This is a genomic window from Pseudomonas sp. SCT (genome assembly GCF_003864275.1).
GTDB lineage: Bacteria > Pseudomonadota > Gammaproteobacteria > Pseudomonadales > Pseudomonadaceae > Stutzerimonas > Stutzerimonas stutzeri_AE.
This window is the reverse complement of the sequence record NZ_BDJA01000001.1, coordinates 508,432-532,824: the sequence shown is the minus strand read 5'-3', so window position 1 is coordinate 532,824 and position 24,393 is coordinate 508,432. Positions and strand designations below refer to the sequence as shown.

Genomic DNA, 24,393 nt, shown 5'->3' with positions numbered 1-24,393 from the left:
TGTTTTCCAGGTTGCCGGAAAGCCATCAGCTCAGGCGCAGTCGCTGGCCGTTCTGTCAGCCCTTTTGCAGGTTGCGAATCAGAAACGACAGTGCCTTGGCGAGCTCTTCGGCGCCCTTGGGGTCGCGCAGGATGACCACCAACGGCAGGCCGTCGACCGGACTGTTGACGAAGCAGCTAGGCCCCTGAGGAGGACACTGGTATTGCAGGTAGGGATCGAGACCAAATACCGACAGACTGCGATTGCGAACGGCTACGCCGCCACTGCTGCCGCGCACTTCCTCACGGATACGCAACTCGCCCGGCGCGGTGACGCTCAGCTCGTAGAGAAAGTCCTGGGGATTGGCCTGGCCGACCTGGTAACCGGCACGCAATGCGTAGGTATCCAACAGGCTATTGCTGTGCGTCAGCAGCGCCGTGCGATCGCTCGAGGTGAGATAAAGCTTCTTCAGTTCGGTCAGGTAAAGGGTCGATTCGTCAGAACCGAATTCGATTGGCTCAGCCGCCATCGATGGTGTGCCGATCGTCCAGAAAACCGAGACCATCACTAACTTTGCAAGTCGACTTGTCAGTCCCTGTCGCATGATGCACCCTTGCCGAAATTAATATTATTTAGCCATCGTCCTTCGCTGGAACGGTGCCTGGAGCCCGAGCCAGCCCGACTCCGTGGAGCATACTGGAAGCCAACCGCTCGATGAAAATACATACCGATGCCGCCAGCCGCCTGGCGACCGAGGTTGTGACGCAGTTGCCAGTGCCTTCACGGCTGGGCATGCTGCGTTTCGAGCGGCTGAACGAGTCCAGCTGGACGCTGCTGTTTCTCGACCCTGCCTGTGAACGTCTGCTCGGCGTGTCTGCCAGCGACCTGTGCTCACTGATCGACTCCCCTTATGCCAGCCTGATGGAGCCCAGCGCTCGTCTTCAGCTGCATGAAGATATCCAGCAGCAGCTGAGCGCACGCAACCACTATTCCGTCAGTTACCGGCTACACACACCTGACAGTGTGCTGGATATCACTGAGCTGGGCGAAGTCTGCCAGCAGTACGGGCGTGAATTGCTGCGGGGCTATCTGATGGCGGGCCGAAGGCCAGAGTCGGATCAGGACCTCAGGTCCCAGAATGCCCGCCTTCGCACCTCGCTGCAGCAGCACCAGCAGACGCAGGACGAACACCTCGAACACATGCTGCGCTCACGTACGCAGCAGGGACTCATCGTCAAGCTGGCGCGGCACCGATACAGCTCCACCAATCCACAGCAGGAAGCAGCGCAACTGATCACGCAGGCCGCCTGCGAAGTCTATGAGGTCGACCGTGCAGCCATCTGGCATCTGAACGGCACCCGCCTCGAGCCGATTGCTTGCTACAGGCTCGGCAGCGACAACTATGAAACGCTGCCGGAAGTGGAGCTGACGCCCTTCCCGCGCTATCTGCAAGCCCTGCAGAGCGGGCGGGCCGTCGATGCGCAGGACGTGTCGCAGGACCATCGCACCAGCGCATTAGGCGAGCAGCTCCATCGTCCGCAAGGCATCCGCTCGATCCTCGACGCCAGCATTCGAGTCGGTGGTGAAGTGATTGGCGTGTTGAGCCTGCAGCACGCCGGTCAGCCGAGGGCATGGCAAGCTGACGAGGTCGCCTTCGCCGGAGAACTGGCCGACCAGTACGCGCAAGTGCTGGCCAACCAGCAGCGCCTCAGCGCGACCCATATGCTTGGCCTGTTCCAGCGCGCCGTGGAACAGAGCGCGAGCGCCTTTATCCTGGTCGACCGTGACGGTCGCGTGGAGTACGTCAATCCGGCCTTCACCAGCATCAGCCAGTTCTCCGCGACCGAGGTGCGCGGCCAGCGCCTGACCGACCTCAAAGCCCTCGAAAATCTCAGCGAGCTGCTGTTCGATACCTCATCGGTACTCGCCCACAGCAACAGCTGGCAGGGCGAGTTCCGCTCCCGTCGCAAGAATCTGGAGCCCTATTGGGGCCAGCTCTCGATCTCCAAGGTGTTCAACGACGAAGGCGTGCTGACTCATTACATCGGCATCTACGAAGACATCACCCGCAGCAAGCTGGCCCATCAGCATATTGAGCGACTGGCCTATACCGATAACCTGACCAACCTCGGCAACCGGCCATATTTCATCCGTAGCCTCGAGGAACGCTTTGCTGCAGGTGCCGAGCCTCGGCTCTGCCTGCTGCTGGTGGATATCGACAACTTCAAGCGAATCAACGACAGCCTCGGTCACCAGACCGGCGACAAGCTGCTTACCAGCCTGGCACGCCGACTGCGCAACGGCCTCAGTCAGCAGAGCGTGCTGGCACGTTTCGCCAGCAACGAGTTCGCCCTGCTGTTCGACGACATGGAGCTGGATGAAGGGCTGCGGCTGGCCGATCAGGTTCTGCGCGTCCTCGACAAGCCACTGTTCGTCGACAAGCAGCTGATCAGCGTCAGCGCGTCCCTGGGTCTGGCCTGCTCGCCGCAACACGGACGTGATCCGGAAACACTGATGAAGCATGCGGGGCAAGCGCTGCACAAGGCCAAGGCCAACGGCAAGAATCAGGTGCAGATCTTTACCGAGGCCCTGCATGCCGAGGCCAACTACAAGCTGTTCGTCGAGAACAACCTGCGCCGCGCACTCACCCAGAACGAGCTTGAAGTCTTCTATCAGCCGAAGCTTTGCCTGCGTAGCGGACAGCTGCAGGGACTGGAGGCGCTGTTGCGCTGGAACCATCCGGAGAAAGGGATGATCCGCCCGGACCAGTTCATCAGTGTCGCCGAAGAGACGGGTCTGATCATCCCTATCGGCAAATGGGTCCTGCGCGAGGCATGCCGCATGGGCGTCAGACTGTCGGCACTGGGCCATGGCAAACCACAGATCGCAATCAACCTGTCTCCCAAGCAATTCTCCGATCCGGATCTGCTTGGCTCGATTGCCGCCATTCTTCTGGAAGAGCAGCTTCCTCCGGGCCAGCTTGAACTGGAGCTGACCGAAAGCCTGCTGCTCGACGCAACCGAAGAAACCCGGCAGCAGCTGATCGGCTTGAAAGCACTGGGGCTTACCTTAGCCATGGATGACTTCGGCACGGGATATTCCTCGCTCAGTTACCTGAAGAAATTCCCCATTGACGTGATCAAGATCGATCGCAGCTTCATCAAGGACATCCCCGACAACCAGGACGACATGGAGATCACGTCCGCGGTGATTGCCATGGCGCGCAAACTGCACCTGAAGGTGGTCGCCGAAGGTATCGAGACAGCCGAGCAATTGAAGTTCCTCCGCCATCATCGCTGCGATATCGGCCAGGGCTACCTCTTCGACAAACCGATTCCCGGCAACATCCTGAGCGACGCCTTGCGCCGCTATCCCCATTGGCGCTAAGCGCCGACAACCACTTTCGCCAGGATCGGCGACGCGTGGTCACCATCAAGCTTTCACTGTTACGCCCGCTTTTGTAGCCTAGCTGTCCGCCCCCATTTCGTCCGAGGCAACCATGTCGCTACGCTCGCAGATACTGGTCAACAAACAGGCACTGCCAACTGCCGAGCAGGCGCTGCCCGGCCGCTCGACGGCCGTACCGGTACCACCGGCCCATTATGTGAACGGCAACCCTTTGCAGCCGCCCTTTCCGGCCGGCTTATCCCAGGCCATATTCGCCATGGGGTGCTTTTGGGGAGCAGAGCGCCGCTTCTGGGAGTTACCGGGTGTGTGGACCACAACCGTGGGCTACTCCGGCGGCTTGACACCGAACCCGACCTACGACGAAGTCTGTTCCGGCCTGACAGGCCATACGGAGGTGGTGCTGGTGGTTTTCGATCCCCGGCAGATCGATTACGCCACCTTGCTGCGCACGTTCTGGGAGGCGCACAACCCAACCCAGGGGATGCGCCAAGGCAACGATATCGGCAGCCAGTACCGCTCGGCGATCTATTGCACGGACGCGCAGCAGCGCAGCGAGGCGGAGGCCAGCCGGGAGCGTTTTCAGCAGCGTCTGAGCGATGCTGGGTTTCCGGCAATCACTACGGAGATAGCCGACGCACCGACGTTCTACTATGCGGAGGCTTACCACCAGCAGTACCTGGCTAAAAATCCGGGTGGCTATTGCGGGCTGGGCGGCACAGGTGTCTGCATGCCGGACTGAGGCAAGAAGGCGAAGGGTTAAGTCCGAAGCGTCAATGCCAGCCTGAATGCGCGGGATTGAAGCAGAGAGCTAAGCAGAAAAGAAAAACCCCGCCGAAGCGGGGCTCTGCAGACTGAATCCTGACATCCATGATCGCGCGCCATCCTGGCACCGCTCCCTGAGTGGTCCGTATTGTTGATTCGCGCTTTCCATGCGCCACGTCCCTATGCAGTAGATTACTGCCTGCCCTTGCGGACCTGTAGTAGCCATTGTGCATCACGCCTTGTAAGCCTTTTCCTACATCGCGTCATCCATGACACAGAGCTGTAAGTCGAAGCTTACATTGCGCGGTTTTTATGACCGAAGGGCCGGCTTAATCGTTCCACGTCATGGCCAAATAATTTCATATTGCCTTTAGATTAAGCCGCACCGATCAGAATTGAGCGGCATCAAGCAGGTACAGCGACTCGCTTCCGGCCTTGACCGAAGCGCTCAGCGAATGGATCCGCGGCAGCAGCCGCGCGAAATAGAAACGCGCAGTACCGAGCTTGCTCTGGTAGAAATCGCCTTCCGCCCGCTTGGCAAACGCGACAGCGGCCATGCGCGCCCACATGTAGGCGTAGGCGGTATAGCCGAACACATGCAGGTACTCCACCGAGGCGGCGCCGATTTCGTTCGGATTGGCCTTGGCCTGATCGATGACCCACGCAGTCAGCTCGTCCAGGTTGTCCAGGGCGCCCTTGAGCGGCTCGGCAAACTCTTTCAGCTCGGGACCCGCATCGGCGATGAACGCGCGGATCTCGTCGACGAAAGCCTGGTACATGGTGCCGCCGCTGCCGACGATCTTGCGACCGACCAGATCCAGCGCCTGGATGCCATTGGTACCTTCGTAGATCTGCGTAATGCGACAGTCGCGCACCAGCTGCTCCTGCCCCCATTCACGGATGAAGCCGTGACCGCCGAATATCTGCTGACCATGTACGGTGGTTTCCAGCCCCATATCCGTGAGAAAGGCCTTGGCAACGGGCGTCAGCAGTGCGACCTGCGCCTCGGCGCGCTGCCGGGCCTCGTCGTCATCGCTGAACTTGGCAATGTCGAGCTGCAGCGCGACGTAGCTGGAGAATGCCCGGCCACCCTCGTTCAGCGCCTTCATGGTCAGCAGCATGCGACGCACGTCGGGATGCACGATGATCGGATCGGCAGCCTTGTCCTGAGCCACAGGCCCGGTCGGTGCGCGACTCTGGATACGATCACGGGCGTACTCGATTGCGCTCTGATAGGAACGTTCGCCAGTCGCCAGGCCCTGAATGCCAACGCCCAGGCGCTCGTAGTTCATCATGGTGAACATCGCCGCCAGGCCCTTGTTCGGCTCGCCGACCATCCAGCCGGTGGCGCCATCGAAGTTCATCACGCAGGTAGCTGACGCCTGAATGCCCATCTTGTGCTCGATGGAGCCGCACGACAGCGAGTTGCGCTCGCCCAGCGTACCGTCTTCGTTGACCAGCACCTTGGGCACAAGGAACAGGGAGATCCCGCGGGAACCGGCCGGCGCATCCGGCAGTTTGGCGAGCACCAGATGGATAATGTTTTCGGTCAGATCATGCTCGCCGCCGGTAATGAAGATCTTGGTTCCGCTGACCTTGTAGGAACCGTCTGCCTGGGGTTCTGCCTTCGTGCGAATGATGCCCAGATCCGTGCCGGCATGAGGCTCGGTCAGACACATCGAGCCGGACCATACACCGGCATACATGTTCGGCAGGTACTTCTGTTTCAGCTCTTCGCTGGCATGGGCGTAGATCGACAGGCAGGCACCGGAGGTCAGCATCGGATACAGGCCGAACGCCAGGCTGGCAGAGTTCATCATCTCCTCCACCTGCGCCGAGATCACCTTGGGCATACCCATGCCACCGAATGCCGGATCACCACCGACGCCGACCCAGCCACCCTCGGCATACAACTGATAAGCCTCGCGGTAGCCGGCGGGCGTCGAAACCGCCCCGGCGTCCCAACGGCAACCTTCTTCATCGCCGCTGCGGTTGAGCGGCGCGATGCTGTTGGCGGTGATCTTGCCCGCCTCCTCGAGGATGGCGTCGGCCGTCTCGGCATCGACGACCTCGGCGAGCGCTGGCAGCGTCTGCCAGAGCTTCGGCGCGTCGAAGACTTCATTCAGGACAAAACGCATGTCGCGCAGCGGCGCTTGGTAGTCAGCCATGGCAAGGTTCCTCGCAAGACACTGGGTTGCGGCACTGAGGGCCGTTTCCAGCGAGTCTAACCGAATAACGAAGACAGGATTAAGCGTCTTTTTGTGACCGAATGGTTTTTAATGGTCACAATAAGCACTTCTCAAACCTAATGCGAATGCCCGTTCATGCGCACCGCGCCGCGCCCGCTGCCATGTACGCGCACGCAGTTTCGACCGGCCTTCTTGGCGCTGTAGAGAGCCTGGTCGGCCGCCTTGATGACTTCGTCCGGGACACGCTGCTCGCCTTGCCGCTCGGCCACACCGATGCTGATGGTCACCGATACCTGCGTCGCCGACGTCTTGCCCCGCGCCATGCGACCCTGACGGTCATCCTTCGGGCGGCTGCTCGCGTCGCGCAACTGCAGCGCATAGCTCTCCACGGACTGGCGTACCGCCTCGAGATGCGGCAGGCACTCTTCGACGCTGCGGCCGGGAAACACCAGGGTGAACTCCTCGCCGCCATAACGATAGGCGCGTCCGCCACCGCCTATCTTGCGCAGCCGGCTGGCGACCATCTTCAGAACCTGATCGCCGACGTCATGCCCATGGGTATCGTTGAAGCGCTTGAAATGATCCACATCCGCCATGGCCAGTACGTAATGGCGACCCAGGCGCTGCAGCCTCTCGTTCAATGCGCGACGTCCGGGCAAGCCGGTCAGCTCGTCACGGAAGGCCATGAGATAGGCCTCATGGGCGATCGCCGCTACCAGCATCAACAACACGTGGCTGCTCAGAACATTCAACGCCGCGCCGCGGCTGAAGGTTTGCGGGAGCAACAGCAGCACGCCAACCAGCCCGACGAGCTGCGCGGCATGGGAGGGCCTCGGCTGACGCAGGTACTGCACCGTCAACAACACCAGCGCGGCAAGAAAAGCCGGATACGCCAGCTGGATGAGTTGTAGCCAGTCGGCCTGCAGGGCCGGCCAACGGATCACCACCAGCCAGGCATGCAGCGCATCCGGAAACCGCCTCGCCAATGCCAGGGCCACGATACCGACGGCGAAGAGCACCGCCGCACGCGCCAAGCCTTCCTGAGCGAGATGGCTGCGCTCGCGCCATACCCCGAACAGGCCATAAAGCAATGGCAGCAGCAGGCTGCACAGATGGAATGTCAGGGCTGCGTCATCCAACAGCCTGCCATGATCGCGGTAATGGTCAGCGTGCGTGTCGAGCAGGAAATAGACGAGATACACGCAGAGCAGCAGGAAGCACTCCCGGATGCGACCGTACATCAAGCAAAGCGCACCACCGAGCAAGAGCAGCACGGTCGGCAGGACGTTATAAAGCGAAGTGAAGAACTCGTTGAGCGATACCTGGCGTGCAATGACCTCACCACCGACCAGCAAGGCTAGCGGCGCTACGAAGTGATTGAAACGAGGCGAGACGGCACGCGACACAAAGGCTCCGGCAACCCACAAGAAAAGCAGGCATTGTGCCTCTACACACACGAACATGCAGCCAATTGCTAGTTAGAAGGCGCAAATACGTGGCCGACGAGCATAAAAAAGCCGCTGCAGAGCAGCGGCTTCGTTTACAGCCTCACACCATCAATAGCCAAGCGCGAAGTCCGCTTCGGCCATGTCCATCAGATTATCCGCGCCGGACAGCATGGCTTCCACGTGAGTGCGGGTACGCGGCAGGATGCGCGCGAAGTAGAAGCGCGCAGTCTGCAGCTTGGCCTTGTAGAAACCTTCTTCCTCGGTGCCGGCGGCCAGCTTCTCCGCGGCAACGCGCGCCATGTCGGCCCAGAAGTAGGCGAGGCAGGCGTAGCCGGAGTACATCAGGTAGTCCACCGAAGCAGCACCGACTTCCTCGCGGTTCTTCATTGCGGCCATACCGACCTTCATGGTCAGCTCGCCCCACTCCTTGTTCAGCTTGGCCAGCGGCTCGACGAATTCCTTGACGGTATCGTTGCCTTCGTTGGCCTGGCAGAACTTGTGCACGATCTTGGTGAAGCCCTTGAGCGCTTCGCCCTGGGTCATCAGCACCTTGCGGCCCAGCAGGTCCAGCGCCTGGATGCCGGTAGTACCTTCGTAGAGGCAGGAGATACGGCTGTCACGCACGTTCTGCTCCATGCCCCACTCGGCGATGAAGCCGTGGCCACCGTATATCTGCACGCCGTGGTTGGCCGCTTCGAAACCGACTTCGGTCATGAACGCCTTGGCGATCGGGGTGAGGAAAGCCAGCATGGCGTCAGCGGCCTTGCGCTGCTCTTCGTCCTGGCTGCGCTGCATCACGTCGACCTGCTTGGCAGCGAAGTAGAGCATGGCGCGGTTGCCTTCGGCGAAGGCCTTCATGGTCAGCAGCATACGGCGCACATCGGGGTGCACGATGATCGGGTCGGCGGCCTTTTCCGGCGCCTTCGGCCCGGTCAGCGAACGCATCTGCAGGCGCTCACGGGCATAGGCGATACCGCCCTGGAAGCCGATCTCGGCATGGGCCAGGCCCTGCAGAGCGGTGCCCAGACGCGCCGTGTTCATGAAGGTGAACATGCAGTTCAGGCCCTTGTTCGGCGGGCCGATCAGGAAGCCGGTGGCGCCGTCGAAGTTCATCACGCAGGTGGCGTTACCGTGGATACCCATCTTGTGCTCGATGGAACCGCAGGAGACGCCGTTGCGCTCACCCACTTCGCCTTCGGCGTTAGGCAGGAACTTCGGCACGATGAACAGCGAAATACCCTTGGTACCTTCCGGCGCATCGGGCAGACGGGCAAGAACGATATGGACGATGTTCTCGGCCATGTCGTGCTCACCTGCGGAGATGAAGATCTTGGTACCGGTAACCTTGTAGGTGCCATCGGCCTGAGGCTCGGCCTTGGTGCGCAACATGCCCAGATCGGTGCCGCAATGCGGTTCGGTCAGGCACATGGTGCCGGTCCACTGGCCGGATACCAGCTTGGTCAGGTAAGCCTGCTGCTGCTCAGGAGTGCCGTGCTCATGCAGGGTATTCATCGCACCATGGGACAGGCCGGGATACATGCCCCAGGACCAGTTGGCTTCGCCGATCATTTCGCTGATCGCCATGCCCAGCGACTCCGGCAGGCCCTGGCCGCCGTGCTCGACGTCATGGGCCAGGCTCGGCCAGCCGCCCTCGACGAACTGCTGATAGGCCTCCTTGAAGCCGGCAGGCGTCTTCACGCCGCTTTCGCTCCAGGTACAGCCCTCAATGTCACCCACACGATTCAGAGGGGCGATGACCTGCTCACAGAACTTGGCGCCTTCTTCGAGAATGGCGTTGACCATGTCCGGGGTGGCGTCTTCACAACCCGGAAGGCTCTGATAGTGCGCTTCGTAGCCGAGCAGTTCGTCACGTACAAAGCGGATATCGCGCAAGGGGGCCTTGTAGTCAGGCATAGCGTAAACCTCAGCGGTAGGTTCTTGGTTCAGGTGACTGATGATCAGCCACGCTTGATTATGAATTGGACCATCCGGCATCGCCCCGGCAGGTCAAACAGGCGTTTGAAACATACGTTTCGACCTGTGCGATGTCAAGCGAAGGAACACGCCGGCGTTGCATAGCCAGAAGCCATCGCTCCGCCTGTCAGGTGTAGCACCTGAGCGGAACATTGATGGCCGGGCGAAGGGTAGTGAAACGAGCTGTTGCAAATGCGGCAGGCGGGCGCGCGACGCAAATGGAGCGGACGGAAAGATCGACTGGCGGGCGCCGAGGGGCGGCAACGGAAAGCGTGCGAACGAACGTCGTGGAACCAGGCCGGACGATTAGGCCTGGGTGTCGATTAGCGTACCGAGCACTTCATCGGCGCTCTGGATCATGCGGGCGCCGAGCTTGGCGCTGTGCTCACCGACTTTCAGCTGAATCAGCTGCTCGGTGATTTCGGCGACGGCCTGAGAGTTGCCCAGGGCGGGCGAACTGGCGGAGGCAATGCCGGATGCGGCCTGCTCGACGCGCTGCTGACCGTTCTGGAAGGCACTCAGTCCGGCGCCCATGAGGCTGTTGGTGATCTGCATGGTTCGCTCCACGCGCTATCAGGTTGCCAGCATTCAAGCAGATGCCGGTTGCGCCGGCAAGGCGCTATTTCGTGGAACCTCGACCGCTAGGCAGTTGCAGGGCACCGAGCGACAGATGGAGGGCGACCTGCTGCGCACCTGGCTGGTCGAGGCGCGGCACACGGCCGAGACAGGGTGCGGGCAGCAGCTCGGCCAGCGTCGCCAGATTCTCCTCCAGCCGCGAGGTCGCCGGATCGACGATATTGGCCACCCAGCCAGCCAGCCTCAGACCATCGCGGGCAATCGCCTCGGCACTGAGCACCGCGTGATTGATGCACCCCAGCCGCACGCCGACCACGAGGATCACCGGCAAGCCCAGTGCCTGCACAACCGCCGAAAGACTTTCCCGCGCATTGAGCGGCACGCGCCAGCCCCCTGCACCTTCCACCAGGGTGAAATCGGCCTGCCGCGCCAACACCGGCCGTATCACCTGAACGAGGCGCTCGGCGCTCAGCTCGACACCGGCTTCGCGCGCGGCGATATGCGGGGCGATGGCCGGTGCGAAGGCGAACGGGTTGACCGTCGCATAGTCCAGCGCCGGGTTGCACTCGGCCAGCAGCGCCAGCGCATCGCTGTTGCGCAGGCCGTACCCGGTCAGCTCGCAGCCGGAGGCGACCGGCTTGATCGCTGCGGTGGACATCCCCTGCGCGCGGGCGACATGCAGCAGACCAGCGGCGATGGTGGTCTTGCCCACGTCGGTATCGGTGCCGGCGATGAAGAAAGAGTGGGCCATATCACGAGTCCTTGCGCAGAACGCCATAGACCACCTGATAGGTGGCCGGCAGGCCCGCGGGCTGACGGAAACCTTCGTAGGCATCGATCAGTGCACGGATGCGGGCACGACCGGTCAGCCCGTCGGGGCGTCCGGGGTTGAGGTTGTGTGCGCCGAGCGCCTTGAGTTCACCGGTCAGCTGGCGTAGATCAGGGAAATGCAAAACCTCCGGCCGTACATCCAGGCTCACCAGGGCCATACCGCTGTCGCGGCATAGCGCCTGATAGGTAGCCAGCGAGCGGAAACGGTTGACGTGGGCAAAGCCGTCCACCATCTGCCAGGCGTCGCGCAACTCCTGCAGCGTGCCCGTGCACAGACTGCTGAAGGCCAGGGTGCCGCCAGAGCGCAAGACCCGCCGCGCTTCACGCAGTACGCAGGCGAAGTCCTCGCACCATTGCAGAGCCAGGCTGGAATAGATCAGATCGACGCTGCCATCACGCAACGGCAGACGCTCCGCATCGCCCGCCACGAAGTGCAGCGCACCGCCCTGCGGCCGGGCGTGACGCAGCATGCCTTCGGCGATATCCAGTGCAATGCCTTCGGCACGCGGAAAACTCGCCGCCAGTGCGCGCGAGAAGTAGCCGGTACCGCTGCCCAGATCCAGCCAGCTTAACGGCTCTGCAGCGGCCGGCAGACGCGCCAACAGCTGGCTGCCCACCTGCCGCTGCAGAGCAGCAACACTGTCGTAGGTTGCCGCGGCGCGGGAAAAGGACGCGGCGACCTGGCGCTTGTCCGGCAGCAGGGCGGCGTCAGTCATCCTCGCCCTCACCCATGAACGCCAGCATGGCGGTCGCCACGTCGTCGGCGCGCTCCAGCGGCAGGCCGTGGCTGGCATTGGCCAGCACATCGACTTCCACATCCGGCAGACAGGCCAGCAGCGCCTCCGCGGCAGCCGCAGGGACCAGCGCATCGCTGCCCGCGAACAGGTGTAGCTGCGGCCCAACGTAACGCTGCAGCGACTCGCGTCCATCCAGATCGGCAAGCAGGCGCAAACCGGCGGCCGCGACGGCCACAGGCTGGTCGAGCAGGCTGACCTGCAACTGTCGGGCAAGCGTGCGCGGATCGTACGCACCGCGGCTGCAGAGCAAACTGAAGCGCTTGAGCGTGTCCTCCGGTCCCATCTGGAATGCCGCATCGAAGGCATCGAAGACTTCGGCAGGCATGGCCGTCGGCCAGTCGTCGCGGCTGCGGAAGCAGGGGTTGCTACAGATGGTGATCAGCCCAGGGCAGTTGTCGCCACGGCGCGCTGCCAGCTGCGTGGCCAGCATTCCGCCCAAGGACCAGCCCGCTATCCAGCTATCGACGGGCAGCCGTGCATCCAGCTCGTCGAGCCAGGCAGCTGGTCGCTCCAGCGCCGGCAGCGGGACAATGTCGACCTGCAGCCGCGGCTCACGATCACGCAACAGCTCGGCCAGGGGCTCCAGAGCAGCCGGGCCGAACGCCCAGCCTGGCAGAAGAATCAGTCGATCACGCATCGTCGCTCTCCTTGGGCAACAAGGCCCAGCACTCGGCCAGCGCCTCCAACAGGCGCTCGAGCTGCGCATCGCTGTGGCTTGCGGTGAAGGTGATCCGCAACCGTGCGCTGCCGGCCGGAACGGTCGGCGGGCGAATGGCGCCGACCAGGATGCCGCGTTCGCGCAGCAATGCCGACAGCCTTAACGCCCGTTCGCTGCTGCCCACCAGCACCGGCTGGATCGGCGTCGGGCTGTCCATCAGCGTCAGTCCAATCTGCTGCGCGCCCTCGCGGAAACGCGCGACCAACCGGTTCAGATGCTCTCGGCGCCAGCCTTCGCTGCGCAGCAGCTCCAGGCTTTTGAGTGTGGCACAGGCCACCGCCGGCGGCTGGCTGGTGGTGTAGATGTAGGGCCGGGCGAACTGGATCAGCGTTTCGATCAGCTCCTCGCTGCCGGCAACAAAGGCACCCGCGGTGCCGAACGCCTTGCCCAGGGTGCCGACCAGCACCGGGACGTCGTCCATGCCCAGACCGAAGTGCTCGACGATGCCGCCGCCCGTCGCGCTCAGCGGACCGAAGCCATGGGCATCGTCGACCATCACCCAGGCGCCACGCTGCTTGGCCGTGGCGCAGATCGCCGGCAGGTCGGCGAGATCACCATCCATGCTGAATACGCCATCGGTCACCACCAAGGTATTGCCGCTGGCCTTCTCCAGGCGCTTGCCGAGGCTCTCGGCGTCGTTGTGCAGGTAGCGCGAGAAACGCGCGCCCGAGAGCAGACCGGCGTCGAGCAGGGAAGCGTGATTGAGGCGATCCTGCAGCACCGTATCACCCTGCCCGACCAGCGCCGTCACCGCGGCCAGATTCGCCATGTAGCCGGTGGAAAACAGCAGGGCACGCGGGCGGCCGGTGAATTCGGCGAGGGCTTCTTCGAGCTGGTGATGCGGCGTGCTGTGGCCGATCACCAGATGCGAGGCGCCGCCGCCCACGCCCCACTTCGCGGCGCCCTGCTGCATGGCTGCGATCACCTCGGGATGGCTGGCCAGTCCCAGGTAGTCGTTGGAGCAGAACGCCAGCAGCCGCTGCCCATCGACCATCACTTCTGGCTGCTGCGGCGTTTCCAGCAACGGGCGTTGACGATAGAGATGGGCCGCGCGGCGCTCGGCAAGACGGGCGGAGAGATCGAAAGTCATGGACTCGGATACCGGCGAATGGTGGATAACCGCAAGCGGGTTATCCACCTTACGAAGAGTCGCGTTAAGTGTCGGGGGAATCGGGGCGCAGTTGGCGCCTCCATCCACCGAAACGAATCATCAGGCCGAAGCGGCGTTGTAGAACAGCTTGCTGTCGCGCTGCTCGATCAGCGCCTGCTCGATGGCCGCCTGGTGAACTTCGTCGGCGTGCTCGTGGCGCTCTTCCGGCTTGATGCCCAGGCGCGCGAACAGCTGCATGTCCTTGTCCGCCTGTGGGTTGGCGGTGGTGAGCAGTTTTTCACCATAGAAGATCGAGTTGGCGCCGGCGAAGAAGGCCAGGGCCTGCATCTGCTCGTTCATCTGCTCGCGACCGGCGGACAGCCGCACATGGGATTTCGGCATCATGATCCGCGCCACGGCGAGCATGCGGATGAAGTCGAACGGATCGACGTCCTGTTCCTCGGCCAGCGGCGTGCCCTTGACCTTGACCAGCATGTTGATCGGCACCGATTCCGGGTGCTCCGGCAGGTTGGCCAGCTGGATCAGCAGGCCGGCGCGATCGTCCAGCGACTCGCCCATGCCGAGAATGCCGCCGGAGCAGATCTTCATGCCCGCCTCGCGCACGTAGCTCAGTGTCTCCAGACGCTCACCGTAGGTGCGGGTGGTGATGATGTTGCCGTAGTACTCCGGCGAGGTGTCGAGGTTATGGTTGTAATAGTCCAGCCCCGCTGCGGCCAGCGCCTTGGTCTGCTCCTGATCGAGCTTGCCGAGGGTCATGCAGGTTTCCAGGCCCATGGCCTTGACCCCTTCGACCATCTTCAGCACGTAGGGCATGTCCTTGACCGACGGATGCTTCCACGCCGCACCCATGCAGAAACGCGTCGAGCCGATGGCCTTGGCTTCGGCCGCCGCCTCCAGCACCTTCTGCACTTCCATCAGCTTCTCTTTATCGAGGCCGGTGTTGTAGTGGCCGGATTGCGGGCAGTACTTGCAGTCTTCCGGGCAGGCGCCGGTCTTGATCGAGAGCAGCGTGGAAACCTGCACGCGGTTGGCATCGAAGTGCTGGCGGTGCACGGTCTGCGCCTGGAACAGCAGGTCGTTGAAGGGTTGCTCGAAGAGCGCCTTGACCTCGGCAAGAGTCCAATCGTGGCGGGTAACGGAAGCGGAGGTGGCGCTCATGGGCATTCCTTGTAATTAATAGCGGCTCGGCGGCCTGGCACGGATGCGGAATGGTTAGCCAAGCTCGAAACGCTGTCAACCAGGAAAGGAATCATGGTTTACAACTGGTCAATTAATAAACAGCAATGTTTATTGTGCGATGAGCCTTGCGAAGGCCATCCACTGTGTATCCCGTGCGAAGCGGAACTGCCCTGGCTCGATGGCCAGTGCGCAGTCTGCGCCGTGCCGCTGCCGACCCGGGGGCTGATCTGCGGCGAGTGCCTGAAGCGGCCACCGAGCTACGACCATGTCGAAGTGCCCTGGCGCTTCGCCTTTCCCGTCGACACGCTGATCACCCGCTTCAAGCATCAGGCGCGCTGGCCATTCGGCCGCCTGCTTGGCGAGCGCCTGGCACTGCATCTGCAACATGCCTTCACCGACGGGCTGCCGCAGCCTGATCTTCTCGTGCCGGTGCCGCTGGCCCGCCGACGCCTGCGCCAGCGCGGCTTCAATCAGGCGCAGATGCTGGCGCAGTGGCTGGCCGCCGCACTGAAACTGCCGGTCGATGAGCGCCTGCTCGAGCGGATCGTTGATACGCCACCGCAGCAGCAGCTGGACGCTGCCACGCGACGGCGCAATCTGCGCCAGGCGTTCCGCGTCGCACCCGCAGCCAACATCGAGGGCCTCCATCTGGCGCTGATCGACGACGTGCTGACCACCGGTGCGACCGCCGAAGCGCTGGCGCAACTGCTCAAGCGTGCGGGTGTGGTGCGAGTGGACGTCTATTGCCTGGCGCGCACGCCCAAGCCGGGCAACTGATCGCGGCGGACGCGCGGTTGTTTAAAAGCCCGGGTGCAATACACTGATCGGTCTATCCTGCGGAGCCGGTCATGTCTCATCCCTTCGATACACTCACGCCGGACCTGGTCCTCGACGCCGTGGAAAGCATCGGTTATCTCAGCGATGCCCGCGTGCTGGCGCTCAACAGCTACGAGAACCGCGTCTATCAGGTGGGCATCGAAGACGAAACACCACTGATCGCCAAGTTCTATCGCCCCGGCCGCTGGAGCAACGAGGCGATTCTCGAGGAGCACCAGTTCAGCCTGGAGCTGGCTGAGCACGAGGTGCCGGTGGTGGCACCGCTGCTGCGTAACGGCACGACGCTCTTCGAGCATGCCGGTTTCCGCTTTGCGCTATTTCCACGCAGGGGAGGTCGCGCGCCGGAGCCGGGCAATCTCGATCAGCTCTATCGCCTAGGCCAGCTGTTGGGACGCATGCATGCGATCGGTGCAAACCGGCCGTTCGAGCATCGCGAAACCCTGGGCGTACAGAATTTCGGCCACGACTCGCTGAACAGCTTGCTGGAAGGTGACTTCGTGCCCAAAAGCCTGCTGCCGGCCTATGAATCAGTGGCGCGCGATCTGCTCAAGTGGGTCGAAGACGTCTTCGCCAGCACCAACTTCACCCCGATCCGCCTGCATGGCGATTGTCACCCGGGCAACATCCTCGCCCGCGACGATGCCTTTCATCTGGTCGATCTCGACGATTGCCGCATGGGCCCTTCTGTCCAGGACCTGTGGATGATGCTCGCCGGCGAACGCCACGAGCGGCTCGGCCAGCTGGCCGAACTGGTGGACGGCTACAACGAATTTCATGATTTCGCCCCCCGCGAGCTGCCGCTGATCGAGGCACTGCGCGCCCTGCGGCTGATGCACTACAGCGCCTGGCTCGCCCGCCGCTGGGACGATCCGGCCTTTCCGATGAGCTTTCCCTGGTTCGGCAGCGAGCGTTACTGGGGCGACCAGGTGCTGATCCTGCGCGAACAGATATCGGCGCTGCAGGAAGAGCCGCTCAGGTTGTTCTGAGGCATGGTGTGGCTGCGGACCCGTGACGGTGGATGTGAAAAGCGACATCCACCCTACGGTTGATCACGCAGCGTAGGGTGGATCGCGCTTTATCGATCCACCGGGGGCGATGCTCAAGCCTCCTCGATCAGCCAGTCGAGGCGCCAGCTGCCCTGGCTTTGCGCCAGCTGCTCGGCCAGCCACGGCAACAGCGCACGCAGTTCGTCCTCCAGCCCCCACGGCGGGTTGACGATGGCCAGGCCCGAACCGCTCAGGCGGCTGGCATCGTCGGCCGGGTGGACGAACAGCTCGGCGCGCAACAACTTGGGCGCGCCGCTGCGCGCGAGGTCCTGATAGAAGCGCTTGAGCTGGCGCTCATCCTTGATCGGGTACCAGATCACGCCGATGGTCTGGCGCATGCGGCCGAGCGCTTCCTTGAGCGCCGTGACGCAACGGCTCAGCTCGTCGGCCTGTTCGAACGGCGGGTCGATCAACAACACCACGCGCTTTTCCTGCGTCGGCATCAGCGCCCGCGGCACATGCCAGCCCTCACCGCGATGCACTGCCACGCGGCGGTCGCCGGCCATGTTGTCCTTGAGCAGGGCGCCATCCTCGGGGTGCTTCTCGTTGAGCTGCAGGCGATCCTGCTCGCGAGTTAGCTGCCGCGCCAGCTCCGGCGAGCCCGGGTAGTAGCGCAACGCCCCATCTGGATTCAACTCACGAATTACGCCGAGGTAGTCATCGAGCAGCGCCGGCTGCGCCTCGGCCTGCCAGATGCGGGCAATGCCCTGCAGCCACTCGCCAGTACGGCTGGCCTGGTCGCCGGCCAGGTCGTAGAGGCCGACGCCGGCGTGGCTGTCGAGGTAGGCGAAGGGGGCCTCCTTGCGCGACAGCAGGGCGAAGATCCGGCTCAACACCAGGTGTTTGAGCACATCGGCGTGGTTGCCGGCATGGAAGGCGTGGCGGTAGTTCATCTGATCCTCCTCGAGAGCCGCGCAGTTTACCCGTCCGCCTTGCGCCGCGCAGGTCCGGCATGACCAGCGTCGTTTTCCCCGGCCACCGACACGGGCTACAGTGGCGCCCCACGACGACTGAACGGAGCTGACCTCATGGACCTGCGCGATCTCTTCGGCATCGAGCACCCGATCATCCAGGCGCCCATGGCCGGCGCGCAGAATCACCTGCTGGCCGCGGCGGTGTGCGAGGCCGGCGGGCTGGGTTCGATCCCGGCCGGCATGCTCAATGCCGAGGCGCTGGACGCCGAGCTGACCGCCATCGAGGCGCTGACCGACCGGCCCTACAACGTCAACTTCTTCTGCCACCAGACGCCGGCTGCCGACCCGACGGCCTTCGACGCCTGGCACCGGATGCTCGCACCCATGTTCGCCGAATTCGCCATCGACCCGGCAGGCATTCCCACCGGCGCCACCCGCCAGCCGTTCGATGCGGCAATGGCCGAAGTGCTGGAGCGGCACAAGCCGGCGCTGGTCAGCTTCCATTTCGGCCTGCCGGCGCCCGATCTGCTGCAACGCGCCCGCGCCACCGGGGCAAAGATCGCCTCCAGCGCGACAACGGTCGCCGAAGGCCTCTGGCTGCAGCAGCACGGTGTCGACCTGGTGATTGCCCAGGGTCTGGAAGCCGGCGGCCACCGTGGCATCTTCCTTAGCGAGGACCTGACCACCCAGCTCGGCACCTTTGCCCTGCTGCCGCAACTGGTCGCCGCGCTGAACGTGCCGGTGGTCGCCGCCGGCGGCATCGCCGATGCCGGGGGCGTGGCTGCAGCGCAGACGCTCGGCGCGGCTGGTGTGCAACTGGGCACGGCCTACCTGCTGTGCCCGGAGAGCCGCACCAATGCGCTGCATCGCGCCGCGCTGAAGAGCCCGTACGCAGCGCATACGGCGCTGACCACCCTGTTCAGCGGGCGCCCGGCGCGCGGCATCGTCAACCGCATCATGCGCGAACTGGGTCCGCTGCCCGAAGGCGTGCCGCCCTTCCCGCTGGCCGGCAACGCCATCGGCGCGCTGCGCGCCCAGACCGAGAAGCAGGGCCTGAATCACTGCACGCCGCTGTGGGCCGGGCAGAACGTCAGCGGCTGCCGGGAGATCCCGGCCGGCCAGCTGACCCGTGAACTTGCGGCCGGCTGGCAGGACTGAGTCATTACGCATTCCGTCGCGGCGAGCCCTGAGCCGCCGCGACGGGGCGTAGAATCGACCGCACGTCACACGGAACGCCGCCATGAGCCCACTGACCAACACGCTCGTCTTCCTCGCCACCCTGGCCGGCATGGAGGTCTTCGCCTGGTGGGCGCACAAGTACGTGATGCACGGCTGGGGTTGGGGCTGGCACAAGTCGCACCACGAGCCACGCAGCGGCTGGTTCGAAAAGAACGACCTGTATGCGGTGGTGTTCGCTGGCGTGGCGATCCTGCTGATTGCCTTTGGCACGGCCGGCTACCACCCGCTGGAATGGATCGGCGCCGGGATGACGGCCTACGGCTTTCTCTACTTCGTCGCCCACGATGGCCTGGTGCACCACCGCTGGCCGCTGCGCTACGTGCCGCGTAACGGCTATCTCAAGCGCCTCTATCAGGCGCACCGCATGCACCATGCGGTCGAAGGCAAGGAGCGCTGCGTGTCCTTCGGCTTTCTCTACGCGCCGCCGCTGCCGGTGCTCAAGCGCCAGCTGCGCGAGCTGCACGACGGGCCGTTGCGCAAGCACCAGGGTGCATCTAGCGAGGACGTCTCCAGAGACCGTCAGGACGCGGCCTGACCTGCATCCGCCGCGAGGCCAGCGCCAGCACACCGCCGCCCAGCAGGAACTGCAGCTTCTGCCCTTTGCTGGTCGACACCCGCGCATCCCAGGCCGCCGCGCCGCGCGCTTTCACCTCGACGCCGATCTGCCGGTAGACGCCATGGGCCGTGGCGATCGACCAGGCCGAGCGCAGCGGCAGATCGCGCAGGCCCTGCGACGCAGAGCGATAGTAGGGCTCGGCCAGATCCACCAGCCGCGCCGCCAGGGTCGCCAGTGCAGCACGGTGCTCTGGCAGTGCGACCTGATCCTCCGGAATGCCCACCTCAGCCAACCAGTCCGCCGGCAGGTAGATGCGCCCGATATGGGCATCCTCGACGATATCTCGGGCAATATTGGTCAGCTGAAAGGCCAAGCCCAGATCACAGGCGCGATCCAGCGTCGGCTCCGCTTCGGCGCCCATCACCCGCGCCATCATCAGGCCGACCACGCCGGCAACCCGGTAGCAATACAGCAGGGTGTCGTCGAGGGCCTGGTAGCGATAGCCCTGCACATCCATGCGAAAACCCGCCAGATGCTCCAGCGGATGGGCCTTGGGAATCCGGTGACGCTGGATCACCTGCTGGAAGGCGGCGAACGCCGGATCGGCCATCGGCTCGCCGGCATAGGCGCGCTCGGTGAGATCGACCAGCTCGGCCAGCCGCGTCTTACCGCTGTTGCGATCGCCCTCGACCTGGCCGTGCCCCAGCGTCTGGCCGTCGATCAAATCGTCGCAATGACGGCACCAGGCGTAGAGCATCACCGCGCTCTGGCGGGTGCGCTCGTCGAACAGCTTCGCCGCGGCGGCGAAGCTCTTGGAGCCGACATTGATCGCCTGAGTGGAGTGATCGATGACCTGATCGTTCATCCGGCCTGCCCCTTCAACATGAAGTCCTGCAGCATCAGCCCGGCGGTGGCCTTGGCCGAACCGACGACCCCCGGCACGCCGGCACCCGGGTGAGTGCCGGCGCCGACGATATAGAGGTTAGGAATCAAGTCGTCGCGGTTGTGCGGGCGGAACCAGGCGCTCTGGGTAAGGATCGGCTCCAGCGAAAACGCCGAGCCCAGATGCGCATTGAGCTCGTCACGGAAATCGTGCGGCGTGAAGATGCGGTGGGTGACCAGATCGCCGCGCAGCCCCGGCATGTAGTGCCGCTCCAGGTACTCGAAGATGCGATCGCGGTACTTCGGCCCCTCCTCCGCCCAGTCGATATCCGCCGTGCCCAGGTGCGGCACCGGCGCCAGCACGTAGTGGCTGGCACAACCTTCCGGCGCCAGCGAGGGATCGGTGACGCAGGGCGCGTGCAGGTAGAGGGAGAAATCATCGGCCAGCGTCTCGCGCTTGAAGATTTCGTCGATCAGCTCGCGATAGCGCGGGCCGAAACACACCGTGTGGTGCTGCAGGTGCTCGTGGCGGCGCTTGAGGCCGAAATGGATGACGAACAGCGACATGGAGAAACGCTTGCCGGAGAGCCGTTTGACCTCGTCGCGACCACGTTGCTCATGCCCGAGCAGTTGCTTGTAGGTGTTGACCACATCCGCGTTGGACGCCACCGCATCGGTGTCGAAGCGGCGACCGTCACCGGTGATCACGGCCTTCGCGCGTCCAGCCTCCAGCTCGATCCGCGCGACCTCGGCGTTCAGCTCCAGCTTGCCGCCCAGATCCTCGAACAGCCGGACCATCCCCTGCACCAGCGCCCCGGTGCCGCCGCGGGGAAACCAGACGCCGCCCTGACGCTCCAGCGCGTGGATCAGCGCATAGATGGACGAGGTTTCAAACGGATTGCCGCCCACCAGCAGCGAGTGAAAGGACAGCGCCTGGCGCAGCCGGTCGTTCTCCACGAACTTGGCCACCATGCTGTACACGTTGCGCCAGGCCTGCAGCTTGGCCAGCTGCGGGGCGACGCCGATCATGCTGCGAAACGACAGGAAAGGCACGGTGCCGAGCTTGACGTAGCCCTCCTCATACACCGCCCGCGAATAGGCGAGAAAACGCTGGTAGCCGGCGACATCCTTAGGATTCAACGCATGAATCTGCCGGTCCAGCTCGACCTGATCGTTGACGTAATCGAAGCTGTTACCGTCCTCCCAGCACAGCCGGTAGAAGGGGCTGACCGGCAGCAATTCGACGTAGTCGGCCATGCGCTTGCCGGCACCGCTGAAGAGTTCTTCCAGTGCCGGCGGATCGGTGATCACCGTCGGCCCGGCGTCGAAGGTGAAGCCCTGGTCGTGATAGACGTAGGCGCGGCCACCCGGCTTGTCGCGCTTCTCCAGCAGGGTGGTCTGGATGCCGGCACGCTGCAGACGGATGGCCAGCGCCAGCCCGCCGAAGCCGGCGCCGATTACCACCGCTCGTTTAGCTTGGTTCATCGGTAATCCTTGCGATGCAGATCATGGGCGGCGAGCGCGCGCAGCGCTTCGCCGAGCGGAACAGGAGGCTTGCCCGAGACGATGCGCAAGCGGTCGCGGGTGGTCAGATTGGCCGCGTAGAAACGCTGGATCAGCGGTTCGCGCAGACGATAGAAACGCTGCATCACCGCCCAGCGGCGATCCGCCGGACCGGCCATGAACAGCATGCGATTGAGCAGTCGGAAGAAACCGCGCTGGCGCCACTGCGCCAACGAGTAATCGCGGATCGCCTCGAACAGGCTGGCGGCATCCCAGCGATCCAGCGCGATCAGGTGATCGGCCAGACGCACCGCGTCAGGCAGTGAGTAGCCGGTGGTGGGATGGAACAACGCCGCGGACAGCCCCGTCTGCGGCACGCCACGCGCCTCGCCCCAGAAGGCGGCGATGTCGCCGGACAGCACGATGGGCAGCACGCCCTGCTCCTCGCGCAGCACCTCGCGGATCGCCCAGCCGCGGCCCTCGGCGTAGCGCTGGATATTGGCGCGCAGTGTCTCCGGCGCTACCGCGTCGCCGTCGGCGTAGTAGGTGTCTTCGATCAGCAGGCTGTCCGCACTCAGCGGCAGCACATAGACGAAGCGATAGCCGTCGTGCTGCGCGACGCTCGCGTCCATGATGATCGGCTCCTGCAAGCCGTGCGGCTGCTGCAGGCGCAGTTCCTGGCCGAGAAACTTCTGAAAGCCGAGGGCCAGCTGATCGGTCCGGCGCACGCCGCGTCCATCGATCACGGCGCCGGCCTGCAGGATGTCCCCCGAGCCCAGACGCACCCTGTGTGGCTCCACGCTTGCAACGGTGGTGCGCAAACGCACGCCATCGCTCAGTTCGGGCATCAGGTACTGGTGAAAGCGCTCCGAGAAGATGGTCGCGTAACCGCTGGCCAGCCTTCGCTGCAGTTCGGGAAAGATCACTGCATAGCCGGGCCAGCGCTTGCCCACCATAGGTTCCAGCCAACGCTGCTGAGCCGGCGTCAGGTCATGCTCATGAAAGGACCAGGTGTGATTGCCGCCCAGGGTGTCGCCCTGCTCCAGCACCAGCAGGCGCAGATCAGGCCGCTGCTGACGCAGGCGCAGGGCCAGAAGGCCGTTGGCCAGCCCGCCGCCAACCAGGATCAGGTCCGCATCAAGCGCCACTCGCCACCTCCGCTCGCTGCCCATCTGTCCCGAGCGCCGCCTCGATCAGCTCGGCGGCACGCACCGCACCACCGGCCTCACGCACTTCTGCCCCGAGCTGCGCCGCCCGCTGGCGAAACTCGCCTTCGTTCAGCAGCCGCTGCAATGCGTGGCTGATCCGCGCCGGACTTGCCAACCGCGGCTGCAAGCGCAGGCCGACGCCGGCATGTTCGATACGCGCCGCGACACCCGGCTGATCGAAGGCAATCGGCAGCGCCAGCATCGGTACACCGGCCTCCAGCGCATCGAGCACGGTATTCAGTCCGGCGTGGGTGATGACGGCCGAGGCCCTGGCCAATGCCGCCCGCTGCGGCGCGAAGTCGGTGACCCAATGCGCACCCTCGTCACGTAGCCGCGCCGCCTGTGCTGCATTCAGCCCGCCGCAATGGGCGATCAACAGCTCTACGCCGAGCGGCTTGCAGGCGCGGGCGATATTGCGCAGCAGTCCGTAGCGATGCCCCTGCAGGGTGCCCAGCGAGGCGAAGACGAACGGCCGCGCCGGGTCGATCGGCAGGTTCAGTTCGGCCTCGCCGTGCAGCGGGCGACGCAACGGCCCGACAGCCTGGAAATTCGGCGGAAGCTGGCGGCGCGGAAAGTCGAAGCCCGCCACCGTCTGGCTGATCTGTAGCAGCGGCGACAGGCAGTCGCTCAAGGTCGAGCGCGGCGCCAGGCCGAACGCCTGGCAGTAACGCTCGATCACCTCGGCGTGGGGGCGCATCAGGCGGTCATAGACACGGCTGCTGTGCAGGTTGAGCTGCTCGCCCCAGTCTGTCGCCCGGTAGCGCCAGGGCATCACCGGCAGGGGCAGCAGCGGTTCGCGGTTGAACGGCAAGGCGCAGGCGATGGAAACGAACGGCAGGCCAAGATGCTCGGCCACCAGCGGCCCCGCCGGCTCCATCTGGTCGGCCAGCACGGCGTCGACCTGCAGCGAACGCAGCACGCGCGGCGCCTCGCGACAGAACAGCTCGGTGCTGGCCGCCATGTCGGCGATGACCCGACGGATGCCGAACGGCCCCGGTTGCGCGGCGCGGCGGACCACCGCAGCCAAGCTGCCCGGCGGATGGGAATCGGCGCCGATGACGGTAAATCCGGCGTCGGACAGCTCCAACAGCGCGGCGACATCGGCCTGCTGAACGAAGGTGACGCGATGACCGCGCTGCACCAGCTGCCAGGCAATGGCTTCGAAGGCGCGCAGATGGCTGAGATAAGGCGGGGCGATTGCCGCGAAATGTGTCATCTGGCGGCTCCGTCCGGGCT

Annotated in this window: 21 protein-coding genes; 6 read left to right on the top strand and 15 right to left on the bottom strand. The window is 64.2% G+C overall.

Features of this window, described 5'->3' with window-relative positions; all coding sequences use genetic code 11:
- Positions 1 to 55 precede the first annotated feature (55 nt).
- On the bottom strand, positions 56 to 544 hold the full coding sequence (locus BHD08_RS02475) for a hypothetical protein (protein WP_041756422.1): 489 nt from the start codon (positions 542 to 544) through the stop codon (positions 56 to 58).
- 149 nt (positions 545 to 693) lie between these two features.
- On the opposite strand from BHD08_RS02475, the gene BHD08_RS02470 reads away from it, so the two are divergent.
- Both BHD08_RS02470 and msrA read left to right on the top strand, forming a co-directional pair.
- On the top strand, positions 694 to 3,366 hold the full coding sequence (locus tag BHD08_RS02470) for an EAL domain-containing protein (protein ID WP_125020690.1): 2,673 nt from the start codon (positions 694 to 696) through the stop codon (positions 3,364 to 3,366).
- A 112-nt stretch (positions 3,367 to 3,478) separates the two neighbouring features.
- Positions 3,479 to 4,126, top strand: coding sequence for a peptide-methionine (S)-S-oxide reductase MsrA (gene msrA / locus BHD08_RS02465; protein ID WP_125020689.1), 648 nt, complete (start codon positions 3,479 to 3,481; stop codon positions 4,124 to 4,126).
- Positions 4,127 to 4,538: 412 nt separating this feature from the next.
- Here msrA and BHD08_RS02460 read toward each other — a convergent pair whose 3' ends face one another.
- From BHD08_RS02460 to bioB, 9 genes are all read right to left on the bottom strand, one after another.
- Positions 4,539 to 6,317: an acyl-CoA dehydrogenase C-terminal domain-containing protein gene (locus BHD08_RS02460; protein ID WP_106157405.1), complete on the bottom strand. Its 1,779-nt coding sequence runs from the start codon at positions 6,315 to 6,317 to the stop codon at positions 4,539 to 4,541.
- Positions 6,318 to 6,454: 137 nt separating this feature from the next.
- On the bottom strand, positions 6,455 to 7,744 hold the full coding sequence (locus BHD08_RS02455) for a diguanylate cyclase (RefSeq protein ID WP_125020688.1): 1,290 nt from the start codon (positions 7,742 to 7,744) through the stop codon (positions 6,455 to 6,457).
- Positions 7,745 to 7,894: 150 nt separating this feature from the next.
- Positions 7,895 to 9,700, bottom strand: coding sequence for a phenylacyl-CoA dehydrogenase (locus BHD08_RS02450; RefSeq protein WP_106157403.1), 1,806 nt, complete (start codon positions 9,698 to 9,700; stop codon positions 7,895 to 7,897).
- Positions 9,701 to 10,066: 366 nt separating this feature from the next.
- Positions 10,067 to 10,315 (bottom strand): hypothetical protein, encoded by a 249-nt coding sequence (locus tag BHD08_RS02445; protein WP_125020687.1) that lies wholly within the window; start codon positions 10,313 to 10,315, stop codon positions 10,067 to 10,069.
- Positions 10,316 to 10,379: 64 nt separating this feature from the next.
- Positions 10,380 to 11,087, bottom strand: a complete 708-nt coding sequence (bioD, locus tag BHD08_RS02440; RefSeq protein WP_125020686.1) for a dethiobiotin synthase — start codon at positions 11,085 to 11,087, stop codon at positions 10,380 to 10,382.
- 1 nt (position 11,088) lies between these two features.
- Entirely contained in the window at positions 11,089 to 11,883 is a 795-nt protein-coding gene (bioC, locus tag BHD08_RS02435) for a malonyl-ACP O-methyltransferase BioC (RefSeq protein ID WP_125020685.1), read from the bottom strand.
- A complete protein-coding gene (locus tag BHD08_RS02430) occupies positions 11,876 to 12,601 on the bottom strand; it encodes an alpha/beta fold hydrolase (protein ID WP_106157399.1) in 726 nt (241 codons plus the stop codon). Before BHD08_RS02430 ends, bioC begins: the two co-directional genes overlap by 8 nt.
- On the bottom strand, positions 12,594 to 13,772 hold the full coding sequence (gene bioF, locus BHD08_RS02425) for an 8-amino-7-oxononanoate synthase (protein WP_125020684.1): 1,179 nt from the start codon (positions 13,770 to 13,772) through the stop codon (positions 12,594 to 12,596). Before bioF ends, BHD08_RS02430 begins: the two co-directional genes overlap by 8 nt.
- Positions 13,773 to 13,892: 120 nt before the next feature.
- Positions 13,893 to 14,951 carry a biotin synthase BioB gene (gene bioB, locus BHD08_RS02420; RefSeq protein WP_125020683.1) on the bottom strand — a complete coding sequence of 353 codons (1,059 nt, stop codon included), beginning with the start codon at positions 14,949 to 14,951 and terminating at the stop codon, positions 13,893 to 13,895.
- Positions 14,952 to 15,044: 93 nt separating this feature from the next.
- Between bioB and BHD08_RS02415 the strand changes: the two genes are divergently transcribed.
- Positions 15,045 to 15,749, top strand: coding sequence for a ComF family protein (locus tag BHD08_RS02415; RefSeq protein WP_122097859.1), 705 nt, complete (start codon positions 15,045 to 15,047; stop codon positions 15,747 to 15,749).
- Between the two features lie 71 nt (positions 15,750 to 15,820).
- Complete coding sequence (locus tag BHD08_RS02410; protein WP_125020682.1) at positions 15,821 to 16,795, top strand: serine/threonine protein kinase; 975 nt, start codon at positions 15,821 to 15,823, stop codon at positions 16,793 to 16,795.
- A gap of 113 nt (positions 16,796 to 16,908) precedes the next feature.
- On the opposite strand, the gene BHD08_RS02405 is transcribed toward BHD08_RS02410, so the two are convergent.
- Positions 16,909 to 17,748, bottom strand: coding sequence for a 23S rRNA (adenine(2030)-N(6))-methyltransferase RlmJ (locus BHD08_RS02405; protein WP_125020681.1), 840 nt, complete (start codon positions 17,746 to 17,748; stop codon positions 16,909 to 16,911).
- A 135-nt stretch (positions 17,749 to 17,883) separates the two neighbouring features.
- Between BHD08_RS02405 and BHD08_RS02400 the strand changes: the two genes are divergently transcribed.
- Both BHD08_RS02400 and BHD08_RS02395 read left to right on the top strand, forming a co-directional pair.
- Entirely contained in the window at positions 17,884 to 18,927 is a 1,044-nt protein-coding gene (locus tag BHD08_RS02400) for a nitronate monooxygenase family protein (RefSeq protein WP_125020680.1), read from the top strand.
- An 82-nt stretch (positions 18,928 to 19,009) separates the two neighbouring features.
- The gene (locus BHD08_RS02395; protein WP_003293989.1) at positions 19,010 to 19,543 is read left to right on the top strand and encodes a sterol desaturase family protein; all 534 of its coding nucleotides are present in this window, start codon (positions 19,010 to 19,012) and stop codon (positions 19,541 to 19,543) included.
- Here BHD08_RS02395 and BHD08_RS02390 read toward each other — a convergent pair.
- From BHD08_RS02390 to BHD08_RS02375, 4 genes are read right to left on the bottom strand one after another with little or no spacing between them, the layout of a single operon-like run.
- Positions 19,503 to 20,429 carry a phytoene/squalene synthase family protein gene (locus BHD08_RS02390; RefSeq protein ID WP_125020679.1) on the bottom strand — a complete coding sequence of 309 codons (927 nt, stop codon included), beginning with the start codon at positions 20,427 to 20,429 and terminating at the stop codon, positions 19,503 to 19,505. The two genes, BHD08_RS02395 and BHD08_RS02390, sit on opposite strands and share 41 nt — an antisense overlap.
- Entirely contained in the window at positions 20,426 to 21,931 is a 1,506-nt protein-coding gene (locus tag BHD08_RS02385; RefSeq protein ID WP_125020678.1) for a phytoene desaturase, read from the bottom strand. The genes BHD08_RS02390 and BHD08_RS02385 overlap by 4 nt, the downstream gene beginning before the upstream one ends.
- The gene (gene crtY, locus BHD08_RS02380; RefSeq protein ID WP_125020677.1) at positions 21,928 to 23,097 is read right to left on the bottom strand and encodes a lycopene beta-cyclase CrtY; all 1,170 of its coding nucleotides are present in this window, start codon (positions 23,095 to 23,097) and stop codon (positions 21,928 to 21,930) included. The genes BHD08_RS02385 and crtY overlap by 4 nt, the downstream gene beginning before the upstream one ends.
- Positions 23,087 to 24,373 (bottom strand): glycosyltransferase, encoded by a 1,287-nt coding sequence (locus tag BHD08_RS02375; RefSeq protein ID WP_125020676.1) that lies wholly within the window; start codon positions 24,371 to 24,373, stop codon positions 23,087 to 23,089. The genes crtY and BHD08_RS02375 overlap by 11 nt, the downstream gene beginning before the upstream one ends.
- Positions 24,374 to 24,393 lie beyond the last annotated feature (20 nt).

Coding starts and splice junctions, on each gene's coding strand:
- BHD08_RS02475 (WP_041756422.1), bottom strand. CDS start 544: ATGGTCTCGGTTTTCTGGACGATCGGCACACCATCGATGGCGGCTGAG.
- BHD08_RS02470 (WP_125020690.1), top strand. CDS start 694: ATGAAAATACATACCGATGCCGCCAGCCGCCTGGCGACCGAGGTTGTG.
- msrA (WP_125020689.1), top strand. CDS start 3,479: ATGTCGCTACGCTCGCAGATACTGGTCAACAAACAGGCACTGCCAACT.
- BHD08_RS02460 (WP_106157405.1), bottom strand. CDS start 6,317: ATGGCTGACTACCAAGCGCCGCTGCGCGACATGCGTTTTGTCCTGAAT.
- BHD08_RS02450 (WP_106157403.1), bottom strand. CDS start 9,700: ATGCCTGACTACAAGGCCCCCTTGCGCGATATCCGCTTTGTACGTGAC.
- BHD08_RS02445 (WP_125020687.1), bottom strand. CDS start 10,315: ATGCAGATCACCAACAGCCTCATGGGCGCCGGACTGAGTGCCTTCCAG.
- bioD (WP_125020686.1), bottom strand. CDS start 11,087: ATGGCCCACTCTTTCTTCATCGCCGGCACCGATACCGACGTGGGCAAG.
- bioC (WP_125020685.1), bottom strand. CDS start 11,883: ATGACTGACGCCGCCCTGCTGCCGGACAAGCGCCAGGTCGCCGCGTCC.
- BHD08_RS02430 (WP_106157399.1), bottom strand. CDS start 12,601: ATGCGTGATCGACTGATTCTTCTGCCAGGCTGGGCGTTCGGCCCGGCT.
- bioF (WP_125020684.1), bottom strand. CDS start 13,772: ATGACTTTCGATCTCTCCGCCCGTCTTGCCGAGCGCCGCGCGGCCCAT.
- bioB (WP_125020683.1), bottom strand. CDS start 14,951: ATGAGCGCCACCTCCGCTTCCGTTACCCGCCACGATTGGACTCTTGCC.
- BHD08_RS02415 (WP_122097859.1), top strand. CDS start 15,045: ATGGTTTACAACTGGTCAATTAATAAACAGCAATGTTTATTGTGCGAT.
- BHD08_RS02410 (WP_125020682.1), top strand. CDS start 15,821: ATGTCTCATCCCTTCGATACACTCACGCCGGACCTGGTCCTCGACGCC.
- BHD08_RS02405 (WP_125020681.1), bottom strand. CDS start 17,748: ATGAACTACCGCCACGCCTTCCATGCCGGCAACCACGCCGATGTGCTC.
- BHD08_RS02400 (WP_125020680.1), top strand. CDS start 17,884: ATGGACCTGCGCGATCTCTTCGGCATCGAGCACCCGATCATCCAGGCG.
- BHD08_RS02395 (WP_003293989.1), top strand. CDS start 19,010: ATGAGCCCACTGACCAACACGCTCGTCTTCCTCGCCACCCTGGCCGGC.
- BHD08_RS02390 (WP_125020679.1), bottom strand. CDS start 20,429: ATGAACGATCAGGTCATCGATCACTCCACTCAGGCGATCAATGTCGGC.
- BHD08_RS02385 (WP_125020678.1), bottom strand. CDS start 21,931: ATGAACCAAGCTAAACGAGCGGTGGTAATCGGCGCCGGCTTCGGCGGG.
- BHD08_RS02375 (WP_125020676.1), bottom strand. CDS start 24,373: ATGACACATTTCGCGGCAATCGCCCCGCCTTATCTCAGCCATCTGCGC.